This is a genomic window from Leptolyngbya sp. FACHB-671, from assembly GCF_014695745.1.
Classification (GTDB): Bacteria; Cyanobacteriota; Cyanobacteriia; order Elainellales; family Elainellaceae; genus JAAUTN01.
Genome location: NZ_JACJOV010000152.1, coordinates 1 through 26,469, shown reverse-complemented (window position 1 = coordinate 26,469; position 26,469 = coordinate 1). Strand labels below are relative to the sequence as shown.

Sequence of the window (26,469 nt, the reverse complement as noted above, 5' to 3'; positions counted from 1 at the left end):
TAGAAGCTGAACCGCACTATCCAAGGGTAAACTTCTGTTTTTTGTTCTACAAAAAATCCATCACGCTACAAAATCTGCCTGGGTTACCAGGTTCGCATTTACATTTTCTAGTGTCAAAAGATTAGTACGACCCACCTGAATGAGTGTGTCACTTTGCTGTTGACGAATGGTTAGCTGCCCAAACGACACCCCCCCACTCAGTTGAATTTTGTCGAGTCTGTCAGCAAAATCTGTGACTACATCTAAGCCTTCTCCACGACCGATGATAAGGGTATCTCGACCTCCTCCTGTGGTAATCCGATCTCTGCCAGCGTTCCCTGCAATCCGATCGTTACCTGCGCCACCGTTAATCGCATCGTTGCCAACTCCACCCTGGAGAAAATCGTTGCCTGCACCCCCAACTAGTCTGTCTGCACCAGCTTGACCCAACAGGCGATCGTTTCCGTTTAATCCTAAAATTTGGTCGTTGCCTGCCAATCCACGAATCGCATCATTTCTGTTTGTGCCCACTAGGTAGTCAGCCCTAGCAGTAGCCCTTCTGCTTGCAACCGTCACAGAAAATGTGTCTTGAATCGTGTCTCCCAACAGATTAGTTGCACGAATTGTGATTGCGGCTATTCCCGTTCGAGTGGGACGGTAGTTGAGTTGAAGCTGGTTATTGCGAACTGTCGCATTCACCAGGTTAGGGTTGGAATTGTTGACAACTCTAAACTGCAACTCATTGACGCGGGAAACTGTGATGCTGCGATAGCGAACTAGATTCTCATCACCACTCAATACGGGATTTCTGGGATCTGCAACGCTCAATGGCAAGTCGGTAAAGGCAGACTGACCAAAGAAATTAGCAGCCCCGAAGATGGGCAATCTGGCGATCGCATCAATGACATTCAAATCACCCCTTCCACGCACCTGACCAAAGACAGTAAATCCACCATTTTGGTTATCCAAGTTGCGAGAGTTGTTAGCAAGGTTGAAGAACCATTGGTTCGTCGCACTATTGGGATTGTTGCCCACTTTAGCCATCGCGATCGTGCCACGTAGGTTAGAGCGACCCGCACTAAACTCATTGCGTACAGGAGCATCCGCTGGAATCACCTCTACCGCATCCGCACCGCTTCTAGGGGTTTGCTCTAATACCTTATCCAATCCATCAACGGTAAACCCCCCACCTTGAACGATAAAACCAGGAACAGAGCGATGGATAATCGAATTTCTATAGGACCCACGACTGACATAGTTTTGAAAGTTTCGCACAGTCAACGGAGCGCCTGCCCCAGGCTGATCGAAAAGTACAACATTGGTGACTCCACCGCCCAAGGAGGTGTTGAATAGCTCAAAGCGAGCAACTAGCCCTGTTGTAAATGGATCGTCAAAATTGTTTAGTAGGTTAACAGCAGTATTTTGAGCATTTCTAATCACTAAATCAGAAATGGGGTTCACCACAATTGACATAAACGATCTCACCAAGACGACATCTGATTCAAATCCAGAGTGATCTTAAAGTTGATGAGTCAAGATAGCAACCTACAGTTGAGGCAAAGCTGAGAACATCACTAAAAATTTAACTAATCCCCATTTAGCGTTTGTCCAACGATTTCCGTTGTTTCAACGCTAACGGTGCGGAATTGATTGAGGGAACTTCTCACCCGTACGTTCGAGTTCATCTAAAAGACTTTTGTTTATATTCATACCCACAGCCGTTTTACCGGATACGCATCAAACTTTTTATCAGTACTAATAATGGTGAGAGAGTGGTTGATTGCTTGTGAAATTAACATTCGGTCAAACGGATCGCCATGATGCAGGGGAGGTTCCGCACTTGCACCGTATCAGCAAAAGAGATCGGCAGGATGAGGATATCTGAACTATCGATCGCGATTCCAATCGTTTCATAGCTCTGTCGAAGCGATAACTTGCCAAGTTTCAACTTGATGGCAATTTCCCAAAAACTGGCAATGCTTAGATAGACTAAATCTGCAGTGTCGATCGTTGTTCTCAGATTGCCTGGAAGGTTTGCATCATTTTCAGTCAGCCAAATAAAGGCATGAGTATCTAAAAGAAAAGTACTCATTCCATATATTCCTTAAAATCTTCAAGAGGCTCATCGAAGTCGTCAGGCAAAGGCAACACAAAAGTGCCCTTTAAGATGCCAGATCGACGTTTTTGGGATGGTAAGTTTTCCTCGGGGATATCTGTTGAATAGTTATTAATTAAATATTTGGCATAGTGCAGAAGCTCTTGCTTGAGTGGTTCTGGCATTTGAGTAATGGTTTGCAAAATCTCTGCATCAATTGTCATAAGTGCTCCTTTTTATTGCCATGATTTATATTCTTTGTTTACTTCTACCAAAAACATCACAGCAATTCCAGCTTGAATTGTAAAGGAAGAGTCTGCTTTAACGCTACGAAAAACAGCACGGAACAGGTCAACCATTTCATGACTGTGAAACAGGTGCTGACGTTGATAGGTAAGGAGAGTGAAAACGTAGGTTTTGCTTCACCCAACCTACGTGGGACTGCATTGAGGTGACAGAACCTTATTTCGGCTCGACAAACCTCTTTCCGGCATGACAAAATCTTTTTCCAGCACGACAGAACTTTATTTCATTGCAACAGAACTTTGTTTCATCACGACAGAATCTCTTTCCGGCACGGCAAAACCCTGTTTCATCATGTCGGAATCTCTTTTCGTCGTAACAGAAGCTTGTTTGGTCACGATCGCCAAGCTATTTGTAAAGTTTTTTAATAGCGATCGCCGTTAAACTACGTTGTTTCTGATCAAACTTGAGTAAAACGGTTGGAATGCGATCGGTTATTGCTGAGGCTACGGTTGCGCTGGTGTAAGTACCTTGAATTTGTACTCTACCCACACAGGTAATCCATCATGGCGCGTCAAAAGCGTAGCTCTAAAGTTTTGGGAAAAGCAGAACGTCGTTTGGCGGCAATCAAGTCTATTAGCTCCTCTCTGGACTTGGGCAACGGGCGGACGGTTGAGACGTATGAGCAGGCGATCGAATTGGGTCGCAGAAGGCTAGAGTTTTATAACACCACACTCTCGGCGGCTGATGCAGCTGCGACTGCGGTTACAGAGTTTGAGAAATCTTTGAGTGAACTGTCTGAAGATATGTTGTTGGCGGTCGCCGCTAAGTTTGGCAAAGACAGCCCCGAATATGAGATGGCAGGAGGAGTGCGCCGCAGTGAGCGCAAGCGTCCGACCCGAAAAGCAAAGCAATAGACGACACAATAGCAAACATAATTCACCTAAACACCTTGACGAGAGTATCCATTCCCGGATAGGCTCTCTCGTCAAGGTTGTTTTTATTACACATCACAACCGACACAAACCCAAAAATCTAGCGCTACTCAAGGCTGTTAGAGCAACCTTGAGCAGCTAACCGACAAACTGAGTACAGCAGTCTGGCGGCTAACGGTGAATTTTACCACTCCCTTAGCCACCTCGACTTGTCGCGTCAAATAGTCTGAAGGTGGCTAGGTTTTTGGGGTTTCCTTGCAAACCCTAAATAGGAGTCAAACCCTAATGCCTGAGAACTTGTTAGAGTCTCTCTGCTCAGTTGTCGCAGAGAGCAATCTTTCCTCTGCTCATCCAGAACGCGAACGGCTGCAAATTTTAGTGATCGGTTCTCGTGATGGAGTGATGGAGTGATGGAAACGATTCATACGCTTCATGCGCGTGGCTTTGCCCAAGTGGGCGCATGGAGTCCTTTGTTGCCCGCCCCTCACCTGAGTGAAGTGATGAGCATTCTCAGGCGCTATCGCAAGCGAGATAACTAAGCCCACTGTAGGGGCGAAGCGGTCGGTAAGAAACCTTAAAACAGTTCCAGATCTGCTTGATTGAGTCCCCGTAGGGGCGAAGCGATCGGCAGGGAAACCCTTAAATAGTTCCAGATCTATGACCGACCGCTTCGCCCCTACCTCGTGATACCAGATTAATAAATAGCTTAAACAAATTCTATGGCTGTTCAAGTGGTAACTGCTTTAGCGCAGGTGAAACTGCTGGCTGTGTTGCCAATTCACTGAGATTTAATAACCAATCTTCTGTTGTTTTTGGGAATTGTAGATGTATCACAGATAAATGGGCATATTCTGGCTGCTGAAATAGTGCAGGGTACTTTTTACGATTGCGCTGATAGGTTTGCAATAGCCATAGCAGAATAGAGTTTTGACTAAAAAACGATAGCCAAACGTTCTCCCGATTGCCATTCCAAAGTTCTTCTTGTCTAAACGATCGCTGCACGGTTCGCCGCAGCAATCGGTTCATCACTAGCCAGAATGGGTAATCCAGAAATACAACGGTATCCGCTCGACTCCAAACTAGGTCACGAGCTTTACTGTAATTGCCGTCTACAACCCAGCGATCGCCTGCAAGCGCCTCTGTTATCCGGTCACGAAACACTTGATCTGAAGCCTCTGTCCAACCTGGCTCCCAATGGAGTGCATCTAACTCAACATGAGGAATTTGAAGCTGTTGAGCAATTCTTCGTGCCAGAGTTGTTTTTCCTGATCCGGTAGTTCCCACAACCGAAATCCGCTGACCGCAATGAAAACTGTCTTGCATAAGCTCCTTGTTAGACCCACAAATCAGCACAAGCGGAAATAGGATACAACTATTTGTGGCTTGTCTCTTGAAGTTTGCACGTGATTCCCAATCCTGAAAGCAAAGCTTCTCGGAACTATGAGATGCCCGTCAAAGTAGAAGAATTAAAAGAAATATTGGACACGAGCAGAGCATTAAGTGTATTAGCACAAAGAACTAATGAGTGGTGGTGACCCTGTTGATTGTTGGTTGTATTTGCGCGAGTTTTAGGTAAAACGTTTGCTAGCAAAACAGGAAGCCGAAGCCCCCTGTTCTAGTTGTGTAGGTTGGGTGCAGCAGAGCGGAACCCAACGTTCAAAGTTTGCTGTCCAGGATGTTGAGTTTCATTCTTCAACCCAATATCCTGGAGCATTGGGTTTCGCTTTGCTCCACCCAACCTACGAGTTTTGTACATTGTTTGATTTTCGTTCCTGAGCAAAGCAGGGAGCCGAAGCTCCCTGTTTTAGTAGAATTTGCGATCGCAGGAGTCAAGATCTGCGACTTCTCTCAGAAGTTGCAGATCTAAGTAACACAGGTGATTAAGCACGGGATTTAGAAGCGCCTTCTTCTCCGGCTTGAGAGGGAGAAGTACTATCGTGTAGTTTTGTTCCAGAGTCCTGTACCGCAGCAGAATCAGGGTTGCTGTAATACGCCCATTTCCAGTTACGAATCTCTGGCATATCATCACCGTGTTCAGCAATGTAATGCTTATGTTCGATTAGCTTGTCGTGCAGCATTTGCTTGACATGAGCAGCGGTGTACCGCAGTTTAGGAACGCGATCGATCACATCATCAACCAGGCTAAACCGATCTAAATCATTCAACACCACCATGTCAAACGGGGTAGTGGTAGTTCCTTCTTCTTTGTAGCCCCTCACATGCAGGTTGTGATGATTAGTCCGGCGATAGGCGAGACGGTGAATCAACCAGGGATAGCCGTGATAGGCAAAAATGATGGGCTTGTCGGTGGTAAAGATAGAGTCAAAGTCTTTGTCACTCAAGCCATGCGGGTGTTCAGATTCGGGCTGAAGTTTCATCAAATTCACCACATTCACCACCCGAACCTTTAGCTCAGGGAAGTATTTGCGAAGGATATCCACCGCAGCCAGCGTTTCTAAAGTGGGTACATCTCCGGCACAAGCCATCACTACATCTGGCTCCACGCCCTGATCATTGCTGGCCCAACTCCAGATGCCAATGCCTTTAGTACAGTGTTTGACTGCTGCATCCATATCGAGATATTGCAAGGCGGGCTGTTTGCCTGCGACGATCACATTCACATATTGGCGGCTTCGCAAACAGTGATCCGTCACAGACAGCAGCGTATTGGCATCTGGGGGAAGATATACCCGAATCACTTCTGCTTTTTTGTTGAGTACGTGGTCAATAAAGCCAGGGTCTTGGTGAGAAAACCCGTTGTGGTCTTGCCGCCAAACGTGAGAAGTGAGCAGGTAATTGAGAGAGGCGATCGCCCTCCTCCAGGGGATGTGATTAGTTGTTTTTAGCCACTTCGAGTGTTGGTTAAACATCGAGTCAACGATGTGAATGAACGCCTCATAACACGAAAACAACCCGTGCCGACCTGTAAGCAGGTAGCCCTCTAGCCAACCCTGGCAGGTATGTTCACTCAAAATCTCCATCACCCGACCATCTGCCGAGAGATGGTCATCTTCGGGCAGGGTTTCAGCTACCCAAGTGCGATCGGTGGCTTCAAAGACAGCGCTGAGACGATTAGACGCGGTTTCGTCAGGACCAAATAGGCGAAAGTTACGCTGCTTTTGGTTGCGCTGCATGATGTCTCGCAAGAAAGTTCCCATGACGCGAGTTGCCTCAGCGACAACGGTACCCGGTTCTGATACATCTACCGCATAGTCTCGAAAGTCGGGTAGGACCAAACCCCGCAGCAGAACGCCTCCATTGGCATGGGGGTTGTCGCCCATGCGATGTTGTCCCTGAGGAGCTAGCTCTGCCAATTCAGGAATCAAGGTGCCTTTCTCATCAAACAGTTCCTCTGGCTGGTAGCTTTTCATCCACTCTTCGAGCAGCCTGACGTGGTCGGGCTTGCTGGCCATTTCGGAGAAGGGAACCTGGTGCGATCGCCAATAATCTTCCGTTTTCTTGCCATCAACTTCTTTTGGCCCCGTCCAGCCCTTAGGAGACTTGAGGATGATCATCGGCCACTGGGGGCGCTTGCTAAAGCCGTTGGCGCGAGCATCAGATTGGATCTCTTTGATTTCGGCGATCGCCACATCCATCGTTGCTGCCATCAACTGATGCATTGTTTCTGGGTCTGATCCTTCCACAAAGTAAGGCTTGTAGCCATAGCCCGTAAACAGATTTTCTAGTTCCTCGTGACTCAGTCGCGCTAACACCGTTGGGTTTGCAATTTTGTAGCCATTCAAGTGCAAAATCGGCAGCACTGCGCCATCGTGAACTGGGTTGAGAAACTTGTTAGAGTGCCAACTGGTAGCAAGTGGTCCAGTTTCCGCCTCACCATCTCCAACTACACAAGCCACAATCAGGTCAGGGTTATCAAACGCCGCACCATAAGCATGAGAAACTGCATAGCCTAACTCTCCCCCTTCATGAATTGATCCAGGCGTCTCAGGTGCCACGTGGCTCGGAATACCTCCGGGAAATGAGAACTGTTTAAACAGTTTTTTCATTCCCTCAGCATCTTGAGAAATGCTGGGATAGTAATCGGTATAGGTGCCTTCCAGGTAAGTATTAGCAACTAGCCCTGGACCACCGTGTCCAGGACCTGCAATGTAGATTACATTTAAGTCCTGAGCCTTGATGACTCGATTGAGATGAGCGTAGATGAAATTGAGTCCTGGAGTAGTTCCCCAGTGTCCCAGCAGTCGTGGCTTGACGTGTTCTAACTTCAGCGGCTCTCGCAACAGAGGGTTATCGAGAAGATAAATTTGCCCGACGGAGAGGTAATTGGCTGCCCGCCAGTAGGCATTTATCTTCCGCAGTTCTTCCGTTGCCAGAGGCTTTGTCTGTAGAGGAGTTGCTACTACCATGACTATTAAGAAATAGGGGTAAATTGTTCCGACAAGCAAACGCTTCTTGAGGCATTCAAAGCTCTTGCTTGAAAATCTAAATCCTCCCTAAGTAAGGCATTCAGAGTTAACCCTATTTCTTTAGTTTTAGAAGAAGTTTTGTTGCCCTAGTGGTAGCTCTTACCTCTTATTCCTTGAATTACCTATTCAGGGAGATATGCTTGAGCCATGCTGTTGCTTAATTGGATAAACTTTTCAGTTGTTCAGCCATCGTTGTTAACGGGGTTAGAGTCAGCCATTCCAAGGCTAAAGGCGATCGCCAAATTCTGACTCGGGTAAACCATCTGTTCAGTTGTCCACGCTTGCCGATTGTCGATATTGTTTTGCATTGAGCCCTCTGTAGTTTGGATATTCTTAACGTCTACATCATAGGTATAGATGACATAGGCTACAAAAATCGGCTTGAACCGTTTCTCATGAGTAGCTTCGATAGATGGGCACTGCTTAGGAATAAATTTCTAGCGTGAGCCGTTGCGCGAGCCAGCTCGCGCAACGGCTCACGCCCTCAAAAACCAATTTAGGCAAGGAATCTAATGAGCAACTATATCGAATAGACGAAATTCAGCGATTTGAGCTATTTCGGCAAGAGATTGAGTTATTTCTGTCTCGGTAGTGTGATTGAGACGGTGCTCAAAAGCTTCTAAGATGCTGTCCTTTGTGTGTTTTTTGACAGCAATGATAAAAGGGAATCCAAACTTCTCTTTATAGGCAGCATTCAAAGTTTGAAATCGATCATATTCAGAAGCGGTGAGTCGATCTAACCCAATACCTGCTTGCTCTTGCACAGAAGCTTCTGCCATTTTCGCTTTGCTGCCCAGGTCAGGATGGGCACGAATTAGGGCTAACTGTTCTGTCAAACTCAGCGCATTAACAATGACAACCATTTGCTGATGCAGTTCTGCCACGTTGACAAAGGGGCGTTGATGCCAAGTGGCTTGAGCGATCGCCGGAGTGTCTTCAAACACGGCTCCCAATGCATCAACAAACTCCTCTTGACTCATTTGATTGAGCTGAGCAATCGAGTAAGACATAAATCTCGTTTAGCTTCCCCGGTAGATACTGTATGACCAGGGCGACACTAGCAGCGGCACATGATAGTGTACCGTCGAGTCAGCAATGCCAAACTGGAGCGGAATGCGATCGAGAAAGGGTGGGTTGGGCAACGAATCTATCTTTTGCCCAAAATATGCGCCGACAGTAAACACGAGTTCGTATAAACCAGTGGTGAACTCCCGATCAGTCAACAGAGGTGAATCTGTTCGCCCATCGGCATTAGTCGTAACCGTTTTGAGCAAAACCTTTTGTCCTGTCGTTCCTACAAACCACAGTTCGATCGTCATCCCAGCCGCAGGACAACCATGAGCCGTATCCAAAACATGCGTTGTGAGTTTTCCCATAAATCAAGAGGCTTAATGCAATGGACCTGCCAGGATAGTTTTTGAGATGGCGTCTAGAATCTCAGTTCCATCTTCGTGCCTTAATTCTTCATACCACTGTTGAGTTTTTTCGGGGTCTTTGCCGTGCGTCATGTTCGATCGCTTGCGGGCGCGGGTAATGATGTCGGCAACGCGATCGCACCGAGCCGTCTCATATCGCTTCAAAGCATCTGCCACGCTGATGTTAGTGGTCTGTAAGTAGGTCGCCAAAACCAGCGCATCTTCAATTGCCTGACAGCCGCCCTGTCCTAAATCAGGAGCCGTGCTGTGAGCAGCATCTCCGAGTAAGACAACGCGATCGCGCACCAACGTCTTCAACGGATCAACATCATGAATTTCAACCCGATTGGTCTTCAATGGATCAAGCCGCTGAATCAGGTTTTGTACTGGGTCTGCCCAACCTTTGAAGAAACTCGCTAATTCTTCTCGATAGGTTCCAGGGCTACTGACGGTGCCAGTGGGGAGCGGCACATCAAAGAAGAAATAGAAGCGATCGCCCCCTACTGGCATCATCGAAGCTCGCTTATGTTCACCCACATAAATCACCCAGCTATCTTTGAGAGCAAGATCATCGCTGGCAGGTACCAATCCATTCCAATTGACATAGCCAACATATCGCCGCTCAACCGCATGACCCAACACATAGCTGCGCGTGATCGAATGCGTTCCATCGGCTGCAACCAGCACATCTCCAGTGGCTTTACGTCCATCTTCAAAAATGGCAGTGACGCTATCAGCATCTTGTTCAATCGCGACACACTTTGAATTAAGCTGAACGTTTTCTGCACCAAAAGCATTCAGCAATATATTCTGTAAATCAGTACGGGCAACCGGATAAGGACGCTGCCCAACGCAGTCAATTAGAGGTTGCAGGCTAAAATCAGTGAGTTTTTCGCCTGTCTGACTACAATAGGTTACGCGATTCATCTGTCCGCCAATTGCCGCAATTTCTTGGCTTAAACCCAGACGATTTAGCACTTTTACGCCGTTTGACCAGAGTGAAATTCCGGCTCCAGCAGGGCGCAGTTGGCTGACGCGATCGTAAATTTCGACCTCATAGCCCGCCTGACGCATAGCGATGCCTGTAGTTAGACCGCCCATGCCAGCACCAATAATTATGACCTTCAGGTTGTCTATGCTACTTCCTCCTGTACTTATTTGCTGATGGTGCGATCGCTTCTAAAATTGTCAGGACAAACTACAGCGCAAAGCTTTAACTAACATCCCAGCCCAACCAATTGATGTAATTGCTGATACAGCTATAGCTATGCAAATTAGGTCTATAGGAGAAGATTAGGCTTGCACAGCAACAGAGGCGCACCCCAGAGAGATGCGCCTCTTAATAATCTGCTCAGCTAACTCGTTTCGCCGTAACCAATGCTTAGCTGCTTGAATTTGAGACGTTAGAAACTTCGCGATTAAACAACGGTTTGCCTTCGCAATAATCAGGAGTCGGCGCACCGAGCAAATTCAGTACAGTGGGAGCCAAGTCAACTACGCGACTGGTTGTTGGTAGGTCAGAGTTTGGCTCAATGCCTGGACCCTTTGCCATGAGAAAGCCAACAGGTTTGTGTCCGCCCGTGTTGCAGTAAGGAATTGGACCAATCCGCCCAAAGTCGGGGCTGTCTACGACATCGCTGGGATAGTCCTGCCACTCAACCAACAGGTCAGCATCGGGAATTCCTGGATCAGCATCTAGAGCATTCTGGCGTGTCCGAATCACACGGGTCACCATTGGCTGCCCCGTCCGAGCATCCTTAAGACTGTAAAGATGCTGCATTAGCTGTTCACAAAGGCTGTCGTATTCTGATGCAGGCACGATCCCTTGTTTCTCACGACCTTGCAGATTGATCCGAATCTGACCATCTCCAAAGCTAGGTAAGGCAAAGGCTTTCATCTGGGGCCAAAGTGCTTTGTACCACAGCGTAGGCTGCCAAAAGAGGGAAGGATACTGTTTTAACAACTGGTAGGGGGACGTGAGCGCAGGTCTTTGAGGTGAACCCAGATATTGATCTAGCTTGTCCTGATACTTACCGGGCAGCAAACGTCGAATTGCTCCTCGAATCGGGTTGGGGTCGTGTCTCAGTTGCCAAACTTCACCAGCCCAACTCTGCCGCTTGGGGTTGGCAACCGGAGCGGGGGCAGGAGTTCCCACCTTGCCTTTCGCTAGTCCATACTGTCCAGGGAAGTTGAATCGATACAGCAATTCAGGCAGGAAGACCATGCTAGGAAGGTCGGTCGTATTCCAGCCCATACCGTCGATCGAGAAGACAAGAACGTGAGCATTTTCAGGAACTTCAGCCAGGATTTCACCGAGGGAGCGATCGGCAGCTTCATAGACATCCATCAGCGGATCGCTAGAGAAAATGTCTTTTGACCGATAGGGATGGAGCGGATGGTCGGGCTGACTGAGATACCAGAAATCGTGACTGGCGTAATGCGGTTCATCAATCACCGTCACAAATAAATCCCAAGGCTCCCGATGCAGCAAATCCTTGCACATAGCGGTGTGGCGGGCGATGCCTTCTTGGGTTGCTTTGTGTAGAAAAGTTAGATTGCCACGATCCCACCAGCAGCCATATTCCTTGTATTCGCGAATCTTGCCATGTTTCTCGGTTAGCTCACCGACCAGGTCAGTAGGTAGAGAGCGCCGTCTGGAAACCTGTACGCCGCTGACTCCTTCTGCAATGGGTGCTTGGGGTGTTTTCAGGATGGCAACGCGATAGTCATCGCCTAACGCATAAAAAGGCTGATGTTTAGAGAAGCCATAAACGCTGGATTCTCCTACGGCGTAGCTATCTGGACTAAACGTTAGTCGGCTCCAATGTCCGGTTTGCTCTGGTGTGCAGCCTGTGACAAAGGTTGTCCACTGCATTTCTTCAGAAGAGTTTGCGTAGGTCAGATGCCCGTAAGCTCCCTGCTCCCGCAACGCTTTCAGGTTTTTAAGATATCCCTTGGACATCAAGTCTTCCAATAACTGGGGGTTGGCGGTGTCCAAGCCAATGGCAACAATAGGATTCTTTGTCATTTCTGCGATTGGGGTTAAGTTAGCCTTTGGAATTAAGTGCCTACGGTTAGAGACAAACAAATATGCGGGACTTTTGCTGATCCTAGTGAAACTGTCCGTATTAATGCTATTGGTTAAACGGCATCTTTATCTCCTCTTAGTAGTACTGCGTTGGCGATCGGGAAGTCGATAAAGTTTTGGTGAAATCTATGTACATCCCGAAAGAACGACGGTTTTAGGCTTTGCTTCTCGGTTCTGGGTTTGGTATATCAGTAGGGATGAGTTCTCCTATTGGTTGTTAGCCATGTCTACTGAAAAGTCTCAGCCTCGCTCAACATGGCTAAGCCGCAAGGGGGCAACAATTACAGCCCTAGTTGGGTGGATTCCGCTATCGCAGGGGTTGGCAATCCGGCGATTTCTCTACAGCAAAATCTTAGGGAACCTGGGTAAGTCGGTCTACATTGAGCCAGGTGCAGAATTTTTGAATACGCCTGCGATCGCCATCGGTAACGGCGTTAAAATCCTCCGGGGCGTTCGACTGGATAGTCAAGGACAAAATAGCCAAATCTGCATTGGCGATAATGTGCAGTTTGCCTATGGCATCGGCGTAAAGGTCAGCCGCGATAATTGCCGAATTGAAATTGGCGATCGCACCTCCATCGGACCTTACACCGTCATCCACGGTCCGGGCAACATCTCCATTGGCAAGGATTGTCTGATTGCGGCTCACTGCGGCATCTATGCCAGCAATCATCAGTTTGCAGATGGCGATCGCAAAATTCGCGACCAGGGACTTAGCCGGAAGGGAATTGTAATTGAAGACGATTGCTGGATCGGGCACAGTGTTTCCATTTTGGATGGAGTAACGGTCGGACAGGGCAGCGTGATCGGCGCAGGCGCAGTAGTGACCAAAGATATTCCACCTTACTCAATTGCGGTCGGTGTTCCTGCCAGGGTGATTTCTCAGCGGCGCAGCAACGATCCGGTTGAGGAGTTAAAAGAAGCGTTAGCCCAAGCCCCGCAATCTTAAATGACTTTCTATCTACTTAGTTGCGATTAGTCCTGTGCCAAGATTTAGGGGCAATTGTAGTTTTGTCTTCAGTGAAGAGGTTTAAATGTCTTACGAGCTAGAAACGCCAGTAGCCATGCTGATCTATCGGCGACCTCACACCACCGAGAAGGTGTTTGAAGCGGTTCGTCAGGCAAAACCTCCTAAGCTGCTGGTGGTTGCCAATGCACCCAGACCCGAAAAGGAAGGCGAAGCCGAAAAGTGTGCCCAGACTCGCGCCATTATCGAACGGGTCGATTGGGATTGTGAGGTATTAACTAATTATGCCGATAGCTATTTAAGCTGTCTGGGACGAATTTATAGCGGTCTGGACTGGGTATTTAACACGGTTGAGCAGGCAATCATTCTAGAAGATGACTGTGTCCCCCATCCCAGCTTTTTCCGCTATTGCCAGGAATTGCTGGAGCGCTACCGGGACGATGAGCGAATTGTTGCCATCTGTGGTGATAACTTTCAGATGGGGCGGAGGCGTACTGAGGACAGCTACTACTTTTCCCGCTATACCCACTTCTGGGGCTGGGCCAGTTGGCGGCGGTCCTGGCAAAATTATGATCCGGAGATGAAGCTCTGGCCAGAGCTTCGCGATAATGGTTGGTTGACCGATGTTCTAGGCGATCCAAAGGCGGTTCGGTGGTGGCGCAACACGTTCCAAACAACTTATGACAAAGGGATTGATACCTGGGATTGGCAGTGGATTTTTGCTTCCTGGGTACAGAATGGACTGGCGATCGCCCCAAACATCAACCTGGTGTCTAACATCGGCTTCAATGCAGCAGCGGCTCACACGGGTGATGTGTATGATTGGCGGGCAAATATGCCAACCCAGGAGATGACCTTTCCGCTCAAGCATCCTCAGGTTGTGATTCAAAATGCCAAAGCCGATGCCTTTGAGCAGCAGGAATACTACGACTTTCTAACCAACCAACGCGCCCTAAAGCATCGGCTCAGACGCAAAATCAGACGAGCCAAAAAGATTCTCCAGGAGTCACGGAATGGACAGGACTATGGCGGTGTCTTCGGGCTAATCGAGCAAATGGTTAAGGGATAAGCTCGACTGTGTAAGTCTATTCGTAGGGGCGAACAGCCGTTCGCCCGCCCCATAGGGTGTTCTAGAGAAATTACCTACTCCGCCATGGCGACGTTAGATGCCATGACTTGCTTAACCTGATCGGCTAGGCGCACAGACAAAGCAACGATAGTGAGCGTGGGGTTGACCTGTCCCCCAGTCGGGAAGACGGAACTGCTGGCGATAAACAGGTTTGAAACGCCGTGAACCTTGCAGTTTTCGTCTACTACGCCTTGTTGGGGGTCGTTGTGCATTCGGGTTGCACCCATCAGATGGTGAGCGCTGCTGGCAGTCATTTCTGGCTCTGCGTTTGGGTCGCCAATTTCTAGACGACCTAAACCAGCTTTCTCAAATTCTTCCTTGAAAATCTGCTGTGCTCGCCTGATGGTGCGGAGGTCGAGGTCGTTTTTCCAGGTCCAGTGAAGCTGTACGCGGGGACGACCAAAGCGATCGCACTCTTCCATCAGCGTGATTCGATTATTGGGGTCAGGAATTTGCTCCGCAGAGAGCAGCAGTTCAAATGAGTTAAACAGTTTGTCTTTATCCGGTAAATATGACCAGCCGCCCTTATCCGCAGCAGCTAAATCAGCGGTAGGTTTAGATAACCGTTTGCGCGCAACCGCGACGAGATCACCGAATCCACCCAAAACATCTCCCAGATGCTTGAACAAATTTTTCGGCAGTTTGCCGCGACGCAGAGAATTTGCCAAGGTTCGGGCTGACTGGATTGCCGGAGAGCGATAACCTGCCTGCCGAGGATGCAGGAAGCCAAACACATTAAGAATTCCTTCCTGACGCACGACCTCAGAGGTAAGGGCAAGTCTACCCATGACCGGGGTACCGTTTACCTGGCGCAGATCGTATAAATCACTGGTGTTTAGCATCTGCTTACGCGATGGGTACCACACCCCACCGAAGTAGCAGGGATGATCCATAAAAAATCTGCCAACCAAGTCGTGCTGATTACCCAATCCAGTTTTTTGGACTTTGTTAGACAACAGCAATAGTCGCGGAATTTCAAAGCCACCTGCCGCCAAAATTACGACTTTGGCTTTCACAAAAAACTCTTGTCCGGGTGCTGATGCGACTCGCACACCCGTTGCAATGCTGGCGGTTTCATCCGTTTCAACCTCCAGTACGTTAGCGTAATAGTAGGTTGTAATGTTTTTCGCTTGCTGAATGACCTCGCGATTCTTCTGAATAAAGGTCTTGATGCGAACAAACTGACACATCACCGTTTTAAGGCGATCGCCCTTCAGCGGTAGTTTAGGCGTTTTCGCGTCAGACCAATAATCTGGGTCGTAGTTGTAAGGTCCAAGTCCACAAATGCTCTGGGCACGCTGATAAAACGGGTCTAGGTCAGCCCGACTGAAGGGCCAACCGCTGTAGGGAATTTCCTCGCGATATTCAAAATCTGTTTCGTTGTAGGGAACAAACCGCGCCCCCATTTCATTCTTGCCAACCTGGATATGCCAGATGTTGGCTGTGCCACCAATTTGACGATTGTAGGTGACTTCTAGATCGGGGTAGCGGTGAGCCGTTTTACCCCGGCTCAAATCTTGAATTTCTTCGTCCCGCTCAATGCCACCGCTTTCTAACATGCAGACGCGGAAATCCTTGTTTGCAAACTCTAGCGCGAGTGCCATGCCCGCAGGCCCAGTGCCAACAATGCAAACATCGGTTTCGATGGTTTCGTTGAGGGGTAGTGTGCGTGCGTCAATCATCATAAAATCAATGCCTTGTTGACTAGCGGCTTGGGACAGTTCAGATCAAAATGTTAGGAATGAAAGCTTTTATTTCTCTCATTTCTAACTCACGGGGAAGTGCAGTATCGTAATGTTTTGAAGAATGGTGGGTGGGGCACAGAGTGCCCCACCCACCATTCCTATACAGGACTACCATTCACGGTACTCACATTTGCTGCCATCGTTGTTTTTACATGGTCTGCTAACCGCACGGCAAGCGCAACAATGGTGAGCGTGGGGTTAGCATAACCGCCCCCCGTGGGAAAGACAGAACTGCCTGCAATAAATAAGTTCGCAACGCCGTGAACCTGACAGTTTTCATCGACCACGCCCTGCTTGGGGTCGGGGTGCATTCGGGTGGTGCCAATGTGGTGATGGGTGCTGCCAAAGCGAGGAAGTCCGCCTTCGATTTCATCGCGGGGCTGAAATTCGCCCAGCCCAGATTGAGCAAATTCTTGAGCCAAAATCTGCTGAACTCGTTTGATCGTTTCCAGGTCAATGTCACTCCAACGCCAGGTGAGGCAGACTTTGCGGCGACCGAGGCGATCGCACTCATCTGTCAGTGTTACGCGATTTTCAGGGTTAGGAGCCTGCTCTGCCTGAGCAATTACCTCAAACGCTTTGAGGTTGCGAATGTCTGCCGGACGACGCGACCAGCCACCCATACGGGGGCTGTAGATAAACTCCAGCTTTTTAGCTCGACGGTAAGCATAGTTAACGATGTCATCTAGCTCAGACACAACGTTCTTTACATGCTTCCAAATCTCTTTGGGCAACTGTTTGCGCTTGACAGCAGACAGCAAATTTCTCCAGGAGTTGACTGCTCTGGATTCGTAGCCGCTGGGTCTGGGCACTAGCATGAGGCAAATGTTGAGCAGCTTTTCTTGACGTAAGACTTCTTCGCTCAGAGTCAACTTGCCCATGATTGGCGTGCTTTTGACTCGATGCAGGTCATACAGGGCGGTTGTGTTGAACAATTTGCGATCGGCGGGGATGAATACGCCAAATCGAAAGCCAGGATGATCCATAAAGAATCTACCAACCAGGTCATTCTGATTGCCTAGCCCATTCTTCTGAACTTTGTCTGAAAGCAACAACAGTCGAGCATTTTCAAAACCGCCAGTTGCCAACACCACGATTCTGGCTTTGACGCGAAACTCTTTGCCGTCTAAGGTAGCAACGCGCAAGCCCGTTGCCGCAGTGGCAGTGTCATTGGTCTCAACTTCCAAGACATTGGCGTTGAGGTAGGTGGTGACGTTGCTTGCGTGATTCAGCTCTTCTCGATACTCGTGGGTGAAAACGGCGCGAGGTCCAAACTGAAAGACGCTGGATTGAATGCGATCGCCCTGAAACAAAAGCCGTTTTGCCTGCTCAGTTTCCCAGGCAGCGGCTTCGTAGGTATCTGGGCCAATTTTGCAGATCGCGTTAGCTTTTTGGTAGTAGGGGGCAAGGTCAGCCTTGCGAAATGGCCAGCCGCTATAAGGAATCCAGTCTCGCTGCTCAAAATCAATGTCGTCTAGCGTGACGTGCCGAACGTGAGCCTGATTTTCGTCACGATCGATCTGAATGCACCAGTAGTTGGCAGAGCCGCCAAACTGCCGACAGCGTCCTACATGCAGTTCGTCAGCGGGATAGCGCTGCGGAGAAACTGTCTTGCCTTCGCAGAGTGCTTGAGTATCAGGATCGAAGTCCAGCCCACCGCTTTCTAGCAAACAAACTTGAAAATCTTGCCCAGCCAGTTCTCGTGCTAGCGTGACTCCCGCAGGACCAGCTCCGACGATGCAAACGTCTGTTTCAACAACTTGATCAGCAGGTAAAGTGCGTGAATCAATTAGCATAATGAGTAGATTAACTGGCTATTTCAGACAACAGATTCCACAGAATTTTCTGTAATTCCCTGCAAATATACGTCGCTTTACTTTAACCTGGGGAGCGAAGCTGCGACCTTTTACTGAATCTTCAAGTTGTCGTGCTTTATTTGAGGAGAAACTCTTACGCAAAAACACGTTTGGTAGTTTTCAACAGGCAGCGATTGTGAGTGGTGCAGACGTTAACCATACAACTCACAATCGCTGCCTCAATTCCTACGTCCTAAGCGACAATCGAAATTTGGTTGACATTCAGTGATGGATTACCGGCGAAGGTGGCGATCGCCACTGCTGCCCCGCTACCTGTACCATCCTGGTCAAACCTCAGCACACCGTTGTTATAGAGGAAGTTGGCGCTGCTGCCAACAGGTGTATTTCCCTGAACTAGAACTCCTCTAGCGGCAGCAGTGCCGCCGCTCAATGCAACACCTGCTGCCAGTCCACCGCCAAAGCCAGAAGCCGAAATCCGCAGGATATCGCCCGTGCCAAAGTCGGTAATGGTGTCACCTCCCTCGTTTGCGCTTCGGAAAACAAAAGTGTCACCGCCGCCGCCCCCAGTCAGGCGATCGCGTCCCCTTCCGCCTTCAATCACATTTACGCCAGAGTTACCCGTCAAGCTATCTGCAAAGGCTGTACCGACAAGATTTTCGACGCTATTGAGGGTGTCTTGACCGTTGAATAGTACGCCCTGTTTGGCGATCGCCTCATACCACTTACCGCCCATCTTGTCGTAGCCAGCCGCACTAGGATGCAGTCCATCTGGGATGAGGTCTTCCAACGTGAGACTACCCCCCACATTTACATAGGAGACCCGCTTTCCTTCAGCAGCCTTATCGCTAACCAGACTAGGCAAAAGTTGGTTAAAATCGCTGGCTCTTTGAACACGGTTTTCTCCGTGCACCTCTCCATTAATTGGAGCAATAGAGCTAACTAATAAATGAGCATTGGGTAAGCGCTCAGCAAACTCATCGATCAAAGCTTTAATATCGGCGGACATCTGCGCCACTGTATCGTTAGTGGCATCATTGGTTCCCATCATGATCATCACAATGTTAGGGTTGTAACCCTCTAGGAATTCAGGATCATTCACCAAGTCAATCATCTGGTTGATTGTCCAACCGCCATGTCCCTCATGATTCTGGTCGAATGAGCCACTGGGACCATTGCTTTGAGAACCTACGAAGTCAATACCAATGCCATCGGCCGCCAGTTGATTAAACAGCTCAATGCGGTACGATCCAGGTCTTGGCTGTTGCCTATGTTGACCTGCGGTGATGGAGTCTCCTACAGGCATAACTTTGGGCAAGGCTAACCCACCATAGGCAAGCTTTGACACTTTGCCTGTGCTGAGATTGGCAACAATTCCTTTAGAAAATTGAGCATAGTCGGCAGTGTCATTGCCCTCTCCACCGTTCAACGTGTCGCTGCCTGAACTGCCAAACAAAACGCCATCCTCCGCAGTGCCATTGGAGGTGGTATTGCTGCCCGGAGGAGTTGAGGCAGAAAGGTTAACTTGAAAAGTTCCGACGGTTCTAGCGACGACTGCATTACTGCGATTGTCTTTGACCTGGTTAGCCTGAACGGTGATCGTATAGCTGCCATTGTCAGTTGGGTTCCAGGTGCCACCAGGCGCATCAATGCGGTAAGTTACGGTACGCGGAGTGCCATTGGTGCCAGGTTCCACTCGAATGAAGGTAGCAAGCTGGTCAAACCCATCTGGTCCAGTCACGCGAGCATCATTGGAATCAAGACTAGACAAGTCAATTGCAGCATTGTCTGCATACGTGACTTGAATGTAGGCTGAGCCGCTATCCAGAACAATTGATGGCGCTTCAAACGATTGAACGGTAGGGGCCGGATCGGCTGGAGTCGGAGGATCTGCAACCCTGGCTCGAAAGTAACCTAGGCTGCCTCTTTTCACCAGGTTGCCGCTGGTATCCTTGACCCTGCTTCTGTACATGGACAGTCGGTAAATGCCGTTGTCTGTTGGGTTCCAGGTGCCGCCCGCAGCTCTGAGCCGATAGGTGACGACCGCAGCTCTATCATTACTGCCAAATCTTGTGCTAACCAGCGTAGCAAGCTGCCTATAACCGTTTGGACCAGTCACTAAAATGTCTCTTCCCACCACGCTAGAGCGGTTAATTCGTATGTTGTCACGGTAAGTAATGGTAAAGGTATGCGTTCGACTACCAAACTGACTCACGTTGGCAGTCCGAAGCGTCGCTGTGGGAGACAGCAAATCTCTTGTAGCTCTCCTAACCAAACGAGGTTGGTCAGAATCCGATCGAGCTTGATTGTGGAATGCCATAATCTTTCAGATCTATTTGTAGTGTTTAGCTTTAGGAGTTTGCACAACTTGATTTACAACCACCGTCTAGAGCCAAAAATGGCTTTGTTGGCGCTCAAGCGTAAATTATTGGACTACCCTTGTAACCCGGACTGATTGAGATGCTTAAGTCCAATGCCTTTTAACAAAGCAATCTCAGGGTTCGTACAGGCAAAACAAATCACGGCTCAAATTCTTTTCACTCAGCCAAATGCCAAAAAATTTAGGGGTTGGAGAGGCTGATAAGTAGAGTTTCTTAATTGAACCAAATATAGAAAAACTGGGGAGTGATCCGGGGGTTACTCCTCGGTTTTTCTATCTAGTTTCTAATTATGTCCATCTGCTTACGTATCGGCTAACGAAGACAGCAGAGTATACAAGAGTTAGAAGTGTGCATGAATGCACTTAATCCTCATGTTCTATCTGTCACACCCTAGCTAATTCTGCAACGTGGCGCTATGGGTAAAGCATGACTTTACTTAGTCTTTAAGTAGATTTTGGGTTAAGCCTCAAAGTTATGAAACTTCAGTGAAGCAGTAGAATTGCTGATTTTACTTGATTAGAGTGAAATCAACGCAAAAAGCTTGAGAGTTTCCATTCATCCACCCAAATTTGCTACGGTTTCTACTAACAACTCCCCCCATGCAAATCCGAAAAGTACGTATACCTTTCATGTAGTTTTCACACAAGAAATTGGTTTGTTCACCACGACTTTACAGCTTGGACCTAAACTTCCTGCTAACCTCACTTTAGATTCTTTTGCATCAGTCGTCGCCATAGCAAATGCTTTAGATAGTCAACTGCTTAGCGATCGCACCATGTTTAGTGTTTCCCCTGTCTCTGCTGTTCACTGTCCGCTTCTGATTTTCTGGGTTTTCCCGATTCAAGTTTTGCTGTTTCAAAATTTCCCTGACTCGGCTGAGTTTATTCATCTAAGAAATTGACCCCTATCAAGCTGCGAGGTAATCGTATGAAAGCAGTGATATTGGCCGGAGGACTTGGCACTCGTTTGAGCGAAGAAACCTCAATTAAACCGAAGCCGATGGTTGAAATTGGTGGTCAGCCAGTTCTTTGGCACATCATGAAAAGCTATTCTGCTTATGGCATTAACGATTTTATTATTTGCTGTGGCTACAAAGGTTATGTAATTAAGGAGTATTTTGCTAATTACTTCTTACGTATGTCAGATGTAACGTTTGATATGCGGTTTAACCAGATGAACGTTCACAACGGCAACGCTGAACCTTGGCGAGTCACGCTTGTAGATACGGGCGAATCCACCATGACGGGTGGACGGTTGAGGCGCGTTCGTGAACACATCGGGAATGAGGCATTTTGCTTTACCTATGGCGACGGTGTCAGCAATATCAACATTGGAGAACTGATTGAGTTCCACAAATCTGAAAAGACCCTGGCAACGTTGACCGCAACTCAGCCACCTGGACGATTTGGAGCAATTTCTCTAGGACAAGAGCAAACAAAAATCACTAGTTTTCATGAAAAGCCCGGTGGTGATGGAGCCTGGATTAACGGAGGCTACTTCGTTTTAGAACCCGACGTAATTGACTACATTGCCGATGATTCAACCGTCTGGGAACAAGAACCGCTGCAAAAACTAGCTCATGATGAGCAGCTATCTGCCTTCAAACACAGTGGTTTTTGGCAACCGATGGACACGCTCAAAGACAAAAATTACCTGGAAGGGCTGTGGAAGAGCGGCAGTGCGCCCTGGAAAGTTTGGTAATGCAATCAATAAGGTGATAGGGGCACATACCCATGTATGATTTTGCGATTGTCGGTGGTGGAATTGTTGGACTCTCTACAGGAATGGAACTGGGTCAGCGTTATCCTGATGCCCGCATTCTTGTTTTGGAGAAGGAAAACCGTTGGGCGTTTCATCAAACGGGCAACAATAGCGGTGTGATTCACTCTGGCATTTATTACAAACCGGGAAGCTTTAAGGCGAAGTTTTGCCGGGATGGTTGCCAGTCAATGGTGGCATTCTGTCAGGAACACGGCATCGATTACGAAGTTTGCGGCAAGGTAATCGTGGCAACGGAAGAGCGAGAGCTACCGATGCTGGAAACTCTCTATAACCGGGGTTTGGAGAACGGCATTCAGGTCGCCAAAATCACCGCTGAAGAGGTGAAAGAAATTGAACCTCATGTGAGTTGTCTGGCTGGAGTTCGAGTGTTTTCCACTGGGATCGCCAACTACAAACAGGTGTGCCAAAAGTATGCTGATTTAATTCAGCAACAAGGTGGCGATCTGCGTCTCAACACAAAAGTGTTGAAGATTGTAGATACACCAAAAGGTCAGGTAATTGAGACAAATCAAGGCTCTTTTGAGGCACGGTTTGTGATTAACTGTGCGGGATTGCATAGCGATCGCATTGCCAGACTCAACCAGGTCGATCCGCAAGCCAAAATCGTTCCCTTTCGAGGCGAATACTACGAACTCACTCCTGAGAAGCGGTATCTCGTCAAAACACTGATTTACCCTGTTCCGAATCCTGCATTTCCCTTCCTAGGCGTTCATTTCACCAAGATGATTGACGGTAGTGTCCATGCTGGACCTAACGCCGTGCTGAGCCTCAAACGTGAAGGCTACAAAAAGACTGATTTTGACCTGCGTGACTTTACCGAAGTCATGACTTATCCTGGCTTCTGGAAGCTAGCTGCAAAGCACGCTGATGAAGGCATTCAGGAAATCATTCGTTCCTTTAGCAAAGCTGCTTTCGTTCGCAGCTTACAACGACTAATTCCAGAGGTGCAATCTGAAGACTTGGTTCCCACCCATGCCGGAGTTCGGGCCCAAGCGTTGATGAATGATGGCAAGCTGGTTGATGACTTTCTCATTGTCAAAGGCGAGCATTCCATTCATGTTTGCAATGCCCCGTCTCCTGCTGCAACATCCTCCCTTGAGATTGGCAAAGCAGTTGCCGCACAAATCCCCACTCCCCAACATTTACAACCTACCCTGAGTGTCTAGGAAAAATTATGCAAGTACTGGTTACTGGAACAGAAGGCTATCTCGGTTCACTCCTTGCTCCCTTGTTAATGGAGCGAGGACATGATGTGACGGGGGTAGATACTGGCTATTACAAAGTTGGCTGGCTCTACAACGGCACTGATTTAACTGCCAAAACTCTCAACAAGGACATCCGTCATATTGAGCTAGAAGACTTAGCAGAAATTGATGCGATCGTTCACATGGCAGAACTGTCGAACGACCCCACCGGGCAGCTTTCCCCCACCATCACCTACGACATCAACCATAAAGGCTCAGTTCGTCTAGCAGAACTGGCAAAGCAAGCGGGAGTGCGGCGATTTGTCTATATGTCCTCATGCAGCGTTTATGGCGTTGCGACTGAGGGCGATGTGACGGAAGAAACTCCAGTTAATCCCCAAACTGCTTACGCTGAGTGCAAAACCTTTGTTGAGCGCGATGTTACCAAGATGGCGGATGACAACTTCTCCCCTACCTTCATGCGAAATGCGACCGCCTTTGGTGCGTCGCCTCGGATGCGGTTTGACATTGTGTTGAACAACCTGGCAGGGTTGGCGTGGACGACCAAAGAGATCAGAATGATCAGTGATGGAACGCCCTGGCGTCCTCTGGTTCATGCTTTGGATATTGCAAAGTCAATTATTTGCGCCCTAGAAGCACCCCGCGATATTGTCCACAATCAAATCTTTAACGTGGGCGATACCGCAAATAACTATCAGGTAAAAGAGATTGCGGAAATTATTGCTGATATTTTCACGGGTTGTCAACTCAGCTTTGGCGACAATGGAGCAGATAACCGCAGCTACCGGGTTTCCTTTGAGAAGATCAACACTCAACTACCTGGCTTTAAGTGTGAATGGGATGCTCGACGCGGTGCCCAGCAGTTGTTTGACCTGTTTAGTCAGATTGACATGGACAAAGACGTGTTTCAATCGAGAGGGTTTACTCGTCTGAAGCAACTGGAATACCTAATTCGCACTCAGCAAATTGACAAAGATTTCTTCTGGAGCAAGTAATGTTATTTACCGAAACGAAGCTCAAAGGCGCTTTTATTCTAGATTTGGAGCTGCGCGAAGACCCTCGCGGTTTCTTTGCTCGGACCTTCTGCATGAAAGAGTTTGAAGCGCATGGCTTAAAGCCGACAGTGGCGCAGTGCAATCTGTCTTACAACCATAAGGCAGGCACGTTGCGAGGAATGCACTATCAAGTTGCTCCTGCGACTGAAACCAAGCTGATCCGCTGTACTCGTGGCGCAATTTACGATGTGATCATTGATATGCGTCCTGAGTCACCCACATACAAACAGCATATTGGTGTGGAGCTAAGTGAAGATAACCGACGGGCGCTCTATGTCCCCGATATGTTCGCTCACGGCTATCAAGCACTCACGGATAGTGCAGAAGTCGTATATCAAGTTGGTGAGTTTTACACGCCAGGCTATGAGCGTGGTTTGCGCTACAATGACCCTGCTTTTGGGATTGAGTGGCCGATGCCCGTGAGCGTTATTTCAGACAAAGATGCTGCTTGGGCACTATTTGATGAAGCTGTTTCCGTAGGAGTTTAGCCATGATTATTGTTGATAATGCTCTGAAAGCTCGTGCAGAAGCAGGGAATCCAATCAGAGTCGGGATGATCGGGGCAGGCTTTATGGGTCGCGGTATCGCTAACCAGATTGCTAACTCGGTCCCCGGAATGGAACTGGTTGCCATCTTTAACCGCAGTATTGATGGCGCAAAGCGGGCTTACACCGAGGCAGGTATTGAGGATGTTCGAGTCATCAAGACGGTCGCCGAGCTAGAGGAAGCGATCGCCCAAAACAAGTACTCCATCACCGACGATGCCAAACTGCTCTGTCAGGCTGAGGGCATTGACGCGATCGTTGAAGTAACAGGCACAATCGAGTTTGGCGCAGAAGTGGTGCTGGAGGCAATCGCCCACCACAAGCACGTCATCCTGATGAACGCCGAACTCGATGGCACCATTGGAGCTATTCTCAAAGTCTACGCCGATCGCGCTGGTGTAATTCTGTCTGCCTGCGATGGTGATCAGCCCGGTGTGCAGATGAACCTGTACCGCTTTGTCAAGAGCATTGGCGTAACTCCGTTGCTCTGCGGCAACATCAAAGGCTTGCAAGATCCTTACCGTAACCCTACTACTCAAGAGGGGTTCGCCAAGAAGTGGGGACAAAAAGCGCACATGGTGACTAGCTTTGCCGATGGCTCTAAGATCTCATTTGAACAGGCGATCGTTGCTAACGCCACAGGCATGAAGGTTGCTCAGCGTGGCATGTTGGGCTACGACTTCCAAGGTCATGTGGATGAAATGACCGGAATGTATGACGTAGACCAGCTTAAAGAGCTTGGTGGTATTGTGGATTATGTGGTGGGTGCCAAACCTGGACCGGGTGTCTTCGTCTTCGGTACTCACGATGACCCCAAACAACAGCACTACCTCAACCTCTATAAACTGGGCGAAGGTCCGCTCTATAGCTTCTATACCCCCTATCACCTCTGTCACTTTGAGGTACCCCTGTCGGTCGCTCGTGTGGTTCTCTTTGGGGATGCAGTGATGGCTCCGTTGGGTGCGCCCCAAGTTGAAGTAGTCACCACTGCCAAGATTGACTTAAAAGCAGGGGAAACCCTGGACGGCATTGGTTTTTACATGACTTACGGGCAGTGTGAAAATGCTGATGTGACTCAGGCACAAAACCTGTTGCCGATGGGCTTGGCTGAAGGCTGCCGCCTCAAGCGAGATGTGCCTAAAGACCGGGTACTCACTTACGATGATGTGGAGTTACCGGAAGGTCGGCTCTGTGACAAACTGCGGGCTGAGCAAAACGCCTACTTTGGCGTAGCAAAACCAATGGCAGCAGTCGGTTAAGGGCGATCGCCTATTCTCCCTATCTCACTCACTTATGGGGTGCAGTTTCCTGCACCCTTTATTTTTATTAGCCAGATAAATGGTTATTGGAATAAAGTGAATTCGCGGCGGAGATCGCTCCCTCTCTAGGCGTTGCACAATAGAAGTATGATGCAATGTTCACACTGTCAATCCAACCAAACCGTCAAGAACGGACGACGCAAGGGTATCCAGAACTATCTGTGCCGCAGTTGCAATCGTCAATTTCGTGAAACTCACACCCCTCAGGGTTATTCCTTGGAAGTCAAGGCACACTGCTTGAACCTCTATCTCAATGGCATGGGCTTTCGTGCGATTGAACGAGTCACAGGCGTGTGTCACAACACGGTAATCAACTGGGTCAAGCAAGCAGCCCAAGCTCTGCCC

Annotated in this window: 27 protein-coding genes; 13 read left to right on the top strand and 14 right to left on the bottom strand. The window is 48.6% G+C overall.

Annotation, left to right across the window (positions count from 1 at the left end; all coding sequences use genetic code 11):
* Positions 1-60: 60 nt before the first annotated feature.
* The 3 genes from H6F93_RS24770 to vapB form a co-directional block, all read right to left on the bottom strand.
* On the bottom strand, positions 61-1,452 hold the full coding sequence (locus tag H6F93_RS24770; protein WP_190686750.1) for a peptidylprolyl isomerase: 1,392 nt from the start codon (positions 1,450-1,452) through the stop codon (positions 61-63).
* Positions 1,453-1,771: 319 nt separating this feature from the next.
* Positions 1,772-2,071, bottom strand: a complete 300-nt coding sequence (locus H6F93_RS24765) for a type II toxin-antitoxin system VapC family toxin (RefSeq protein WP_242043608.1) — start codon at positions 2,069-2,071, stop codon at positions 1,772-1,774.
* Positions 2,068-2,298, bottom strand: coding sequence for a type II toxin-antitoxin system VapB family antitoxin (gene vapB, locus H6F93_RS24760; protein ID WP_190642599.1), 231 nt, complete (start codon positions 2,296-2,298; stop codon positions 2,068-2,070). The genes H6F93_RS24765 and vapB overlap by 4 nt, the downstream gene beginning before the upstream one ends.
* A 268-nt stretch (positions 2,299-2,566) precedes the next feature.
* Between vapB and H6F93_RS24755 the strand changes: the two genes are divergently transcribed.
* From H6F93_RS24755 to H6F93_RS34810, 4 genes are all read left to right on the top strand, one after another.
* Positions 2,567-2,761, top strand: a complete 195-nt coding sequence (locus H6F93_RS24755) for a hypothetical protein (protein WP_190686747.1) — start codon at positions 2,567-2,569, stop codon at positions 2,759-2,761.
* Between the two features lie 122 nt (positions 2,762-2,883).
* Complete coding sequence (locus tag H6F93_RS24750; protein WP_190642597.1) at positions 2,884-3,234, top strand: hypothetical protein; 351 nt, start codon at positions 2,884-2,886, stop codon at positions 3,232-3,234.
* 303 nt (positions 3,235-3,537) lie between these two features.
* Entirely contained in the window at positions 3,538-3,663 is a 126-nt protein-coding gene (locus tag H6F93_RS34815; RefSeq protein WP_277882881.1) for a hypothetical protein, read from the top strand.
* The gene (locus H6F93_RS34810; RefSeq protein ID WP_277882880.1) at positions 3,663-3,791 is read left to right on the top strand and encodes a hypothetical protein; all 129 of its coding nucleotides are present in this window, start codon (positions 3,663-3,665) and stop codon (positions 3,789-3,791) included. The genes H6F93_RS34815 and H6F93_RS34810 overlap by 1 nt, the downstream gene beginning before the upstream one ends.
* A 178-nt stretch (positions 3,792-3,969) precedes the next feature.
* Here H6F93_RS34810 and H6F93_RS24745 read toward each other — a convergent pair whose 3' ends face one another.
* The 8 genes from H6F93_RS24745 to H6F93_RS24715 form a co-directional block, all read right to left on the bottom strand.
* Positions 3,970-4,575: an AAA family ATPase gene (locus tag H6F93_RS24745; protein WP_190686745.1), complete on the bottom strand. Its 606-nt coding sequence runs from the start codon at positions 4,573-4,575 to the stop codon at positions 3,970-3,972.
* Between the two features lie 292 nt (positions 4,576-4,867).
* Complete coding sequence (locus H6F93_RS24740; protein ID WP_190642593.1) at positions 4,868-5,008, bottom strand: hypothetical protein; 141 nt, start codon at positions 5,006-5,008, stop codon at positions 4,868-4,870.
* 124 nt (positions 5,009-5,132) lie between these two features.
* On the bottom strand, positions 5,133-7,619 hold the full coding sequence (locus tag H6F93_RS24735) for a phosphoketolase family protein (protein WP_190686742.1): 2,487 nt from the start codon (positions 7,617-7,619) through the stop codon (positions 5,133-5,135).
* A gap of 242 nt (positions 7,620-7,861) precedes the next feature.
* The gene (locus H6F93_RS34805; protein ID WP_277882879.1) at positions 7,862-7,987 is read right to left on the bottom strand and encodes a hypothetical protein; all 126 of its coding nucleotides are present in this window, start codon (positions 7,985-7,987) and stop codon (positions 7,862-7,864) included.
* Between the two features lie 201 nt (positions 7,988-8,188).
* Positions 8,189-8,689 carry a 2-oxo-4-hydroxy-4-carboxy-5-ureidoimidazoline decarboxylase gene (gene uraD / locus H6F93_RS24730; RefSeq protein WP_190686738.1) on the bottom strand — a complete coding sequence of 167 codons (501 nt, stop codon included), beginning with the start codon at positions 8,687-8,689 and terminating at the stop codon, positions 8,189-8,191.
* 9 nt (positions 8,690-8,698) lie between these two features.
* Positions 8,699-9,055 carry a hydroxyisourate hydrolase gene (gene uraH / locus H6F93_RS24725; protein ID WP_190686735.1) on the bottom strand — a complete coding sequence of 119 codons (357 nt, stop codon included), beginning with the start codon at positions 9,053-9,055 and terminating at the stop codon, positions 8,699-8,701.
* Between the two features lie 12 nt (positions 9,056-9,067).
* On the bottom strand, positions 9,068-10,210 hold the full coding sequence (hpxO, locus tag H6F93_RS24720; protein ID WP_524538013.1) for an FAD-dependent urate hydroxylase HpxO: 1,143 nt from the start codon (positions 10,208-10,210) through the stop codon (positions 9,068-9,070).
* A 265-nt stretch (positions 10,211-10,475) separates the two neighbouring features.
* The gene (locus H6F93_RS24715) at positions 10,476-12,122 is read right to left on the bottom strand and encodes an alkaline phosphatase family protein (RefSeq protein ID WP_190686730.1); all 1,647 of its coding nucleotides are present in this window, start codon (positions 12,120-12,122) and stop codon (positions 10,476-10,478) included.
* Between the two features lie 283 nt (positions 12,123-12,405).
* Between H6F93_RS24715 and H6F93_RS34800 the strand changes: the two genes are divergently transcribed.
* Together H6F93_RS34800 and H6F93_RS24705 are read left to right on the top strand one after the other, a co-directional pair.
* Complete coding sequence (locus H6F93_RS34800) at positions 12,406-13,131, top strand: acyltransferase (protein ID WP_190686727.1); 726 nt, start codon at positions 12,406-12,408, stop codon at positions 13,129-13,131.
* Between the two features lie 85 nt (positions 13,132-13,216).
* On the top strand, positions 13,217-14,218 hold the full coding sequence (locus H6F93_RS24705; RefSeq protein WP_190686724.1) for a glycosyltransferase family 2 protein: 1,002 nt from the start codon (positions 13,217-13,219) through the stop codon (positions 14,216-14,218).
* Between the two features lie 74 nt (positions 14,219-14,292).
* On the opposite strand, the gene H6F93_RS24700 is transcribed toward H6F93_RS24705, so the two are convergent.
* From H6F93_RS24700 to H6F93_RS34795, 3 genes are all read right to left on the bottom strand, one after another.
* Complete coding sequence (locus tag H6F93_RS24700) at positions 14,293-15,963, bottom strand: GMC oxidoreductase (protein WP_190686720.1); 1,671 nt, start codon at positions 15,961-15,963, stop codon at positions 14,293-14,295.
* A 158-nt stretch (positions 15,964-16,121) separates the two neighbouring features.
* Entirely contained in the window at positions 16,122-17,819 is a 1,698-nt protein-coding gene (locus tag H6F93_RS24695) for an FAD-dependent oxidoreductase (protein ID WP_190686717.1), read from the bottom strand.
* 253 nt (positions 17,820-18,072) lie between these two features.
* Complete coding sequence (locus tag H6F93_RS34795; protein ID WP_190686714.1) at positions 18,073-20,157, bottom strand: GDSL-type esterase/lipase family protein; 2,085 nt, start codon at positions 20,155-20,157, stop codon at positions 18,073-18,075.
* 716 nt (positions 20,158-20,873) lie between these two features.
* Here H6F93_RS34795 and H6F93_RS24685 point away from each other — a divergent pair.
* From H6F93_RS24685 to H6F93_RS24655, 7 genes are all read left to right on the top strand, one after another.
* Positions 20,874-21,119 (top strand): hypothetical protein, encoded by a 246-nt coding sequence (locus H6F93_RS24685; protein WP_190686710.1) that lies wholly within the window; start codon positions 20,874-20,876, stop codon positions 21,117-21,119.
* Positions 21,120-21,145: 26 nt separating this feature from the next.
* A complete protein-coding gene (gene rfbF, locus H6F93_RS24680; RefSeq protein ID WP_190642581.1) occupies positions 21,146-21,919 on the top strand; it encodes a glucose-1-phosphate cytidylyltransferase in 774 nt (257 codons plus the stop codon).
* A 32-nt stretch (positions 21,920-21,951) separates the two neighbouring features.
* A complete protein-coding gene (gene lhgD, locus H6F93_RS24675; protein WP_190686707.1) occupies positions 21,952-23,166 on the top strand; it encodes an L-2-hydroxyglutarate dehydrogenase in 1,215 nt (404 codons plus the stop codon).
* 8 nt (positions 23,167-23,174) lie between these two features.
* On the top strand, positions 23,175-24,200 hold the full coding sequence (locus H6F93_RS24670) for an NAD-dependent epimerase/dehydratase family protein (RefSeq protein ID WP_190642579.1): 1,026 nt from the start codon (positions 23,175-23,177) through the stop codon (positions 24,198-24,200).
* Positions 24,200-24,748: a dTDP-4-dehydrorhamnose 3,5-epimerase gene (gene rfbC, locus H6F93_RS24665; protein WP_190642578.1), complete on the top strand. Its 549-nt coding sequence runs from the start codon at positions 24,200-24,202 to the stop codon at positions 24,746-24,748. Before H6F93_RS24670 ends, rfbC begins: the two co-directional genes overlap by 1 nt.
* A gap of 2 nt (positions 24,749-24,750) precedes the next feature.
* Positions 24,751-26,064 (top strand): NAD(P)H-dependent oxidoreductase, encoded by a 1,314-nt coding sequence (locus H6F93_RS24660; RefSeq protein WP_190686704.1) that lies wholly within the window; start codon positions 24,751-24,753, stop codon positions 26,062-26,064.
* 150 nt (positions 26,065-26,214) lie between these two features.
* Positions 26,215-26,469 (top strand): IS1/IS1595 family N-terminal zinc-binding domain-containing protein (locus tag H6F93_RS24655; RefSeq protein WP_524537875.1); only part of this gene is annotated, 255 nt, incomplete at its 3' end.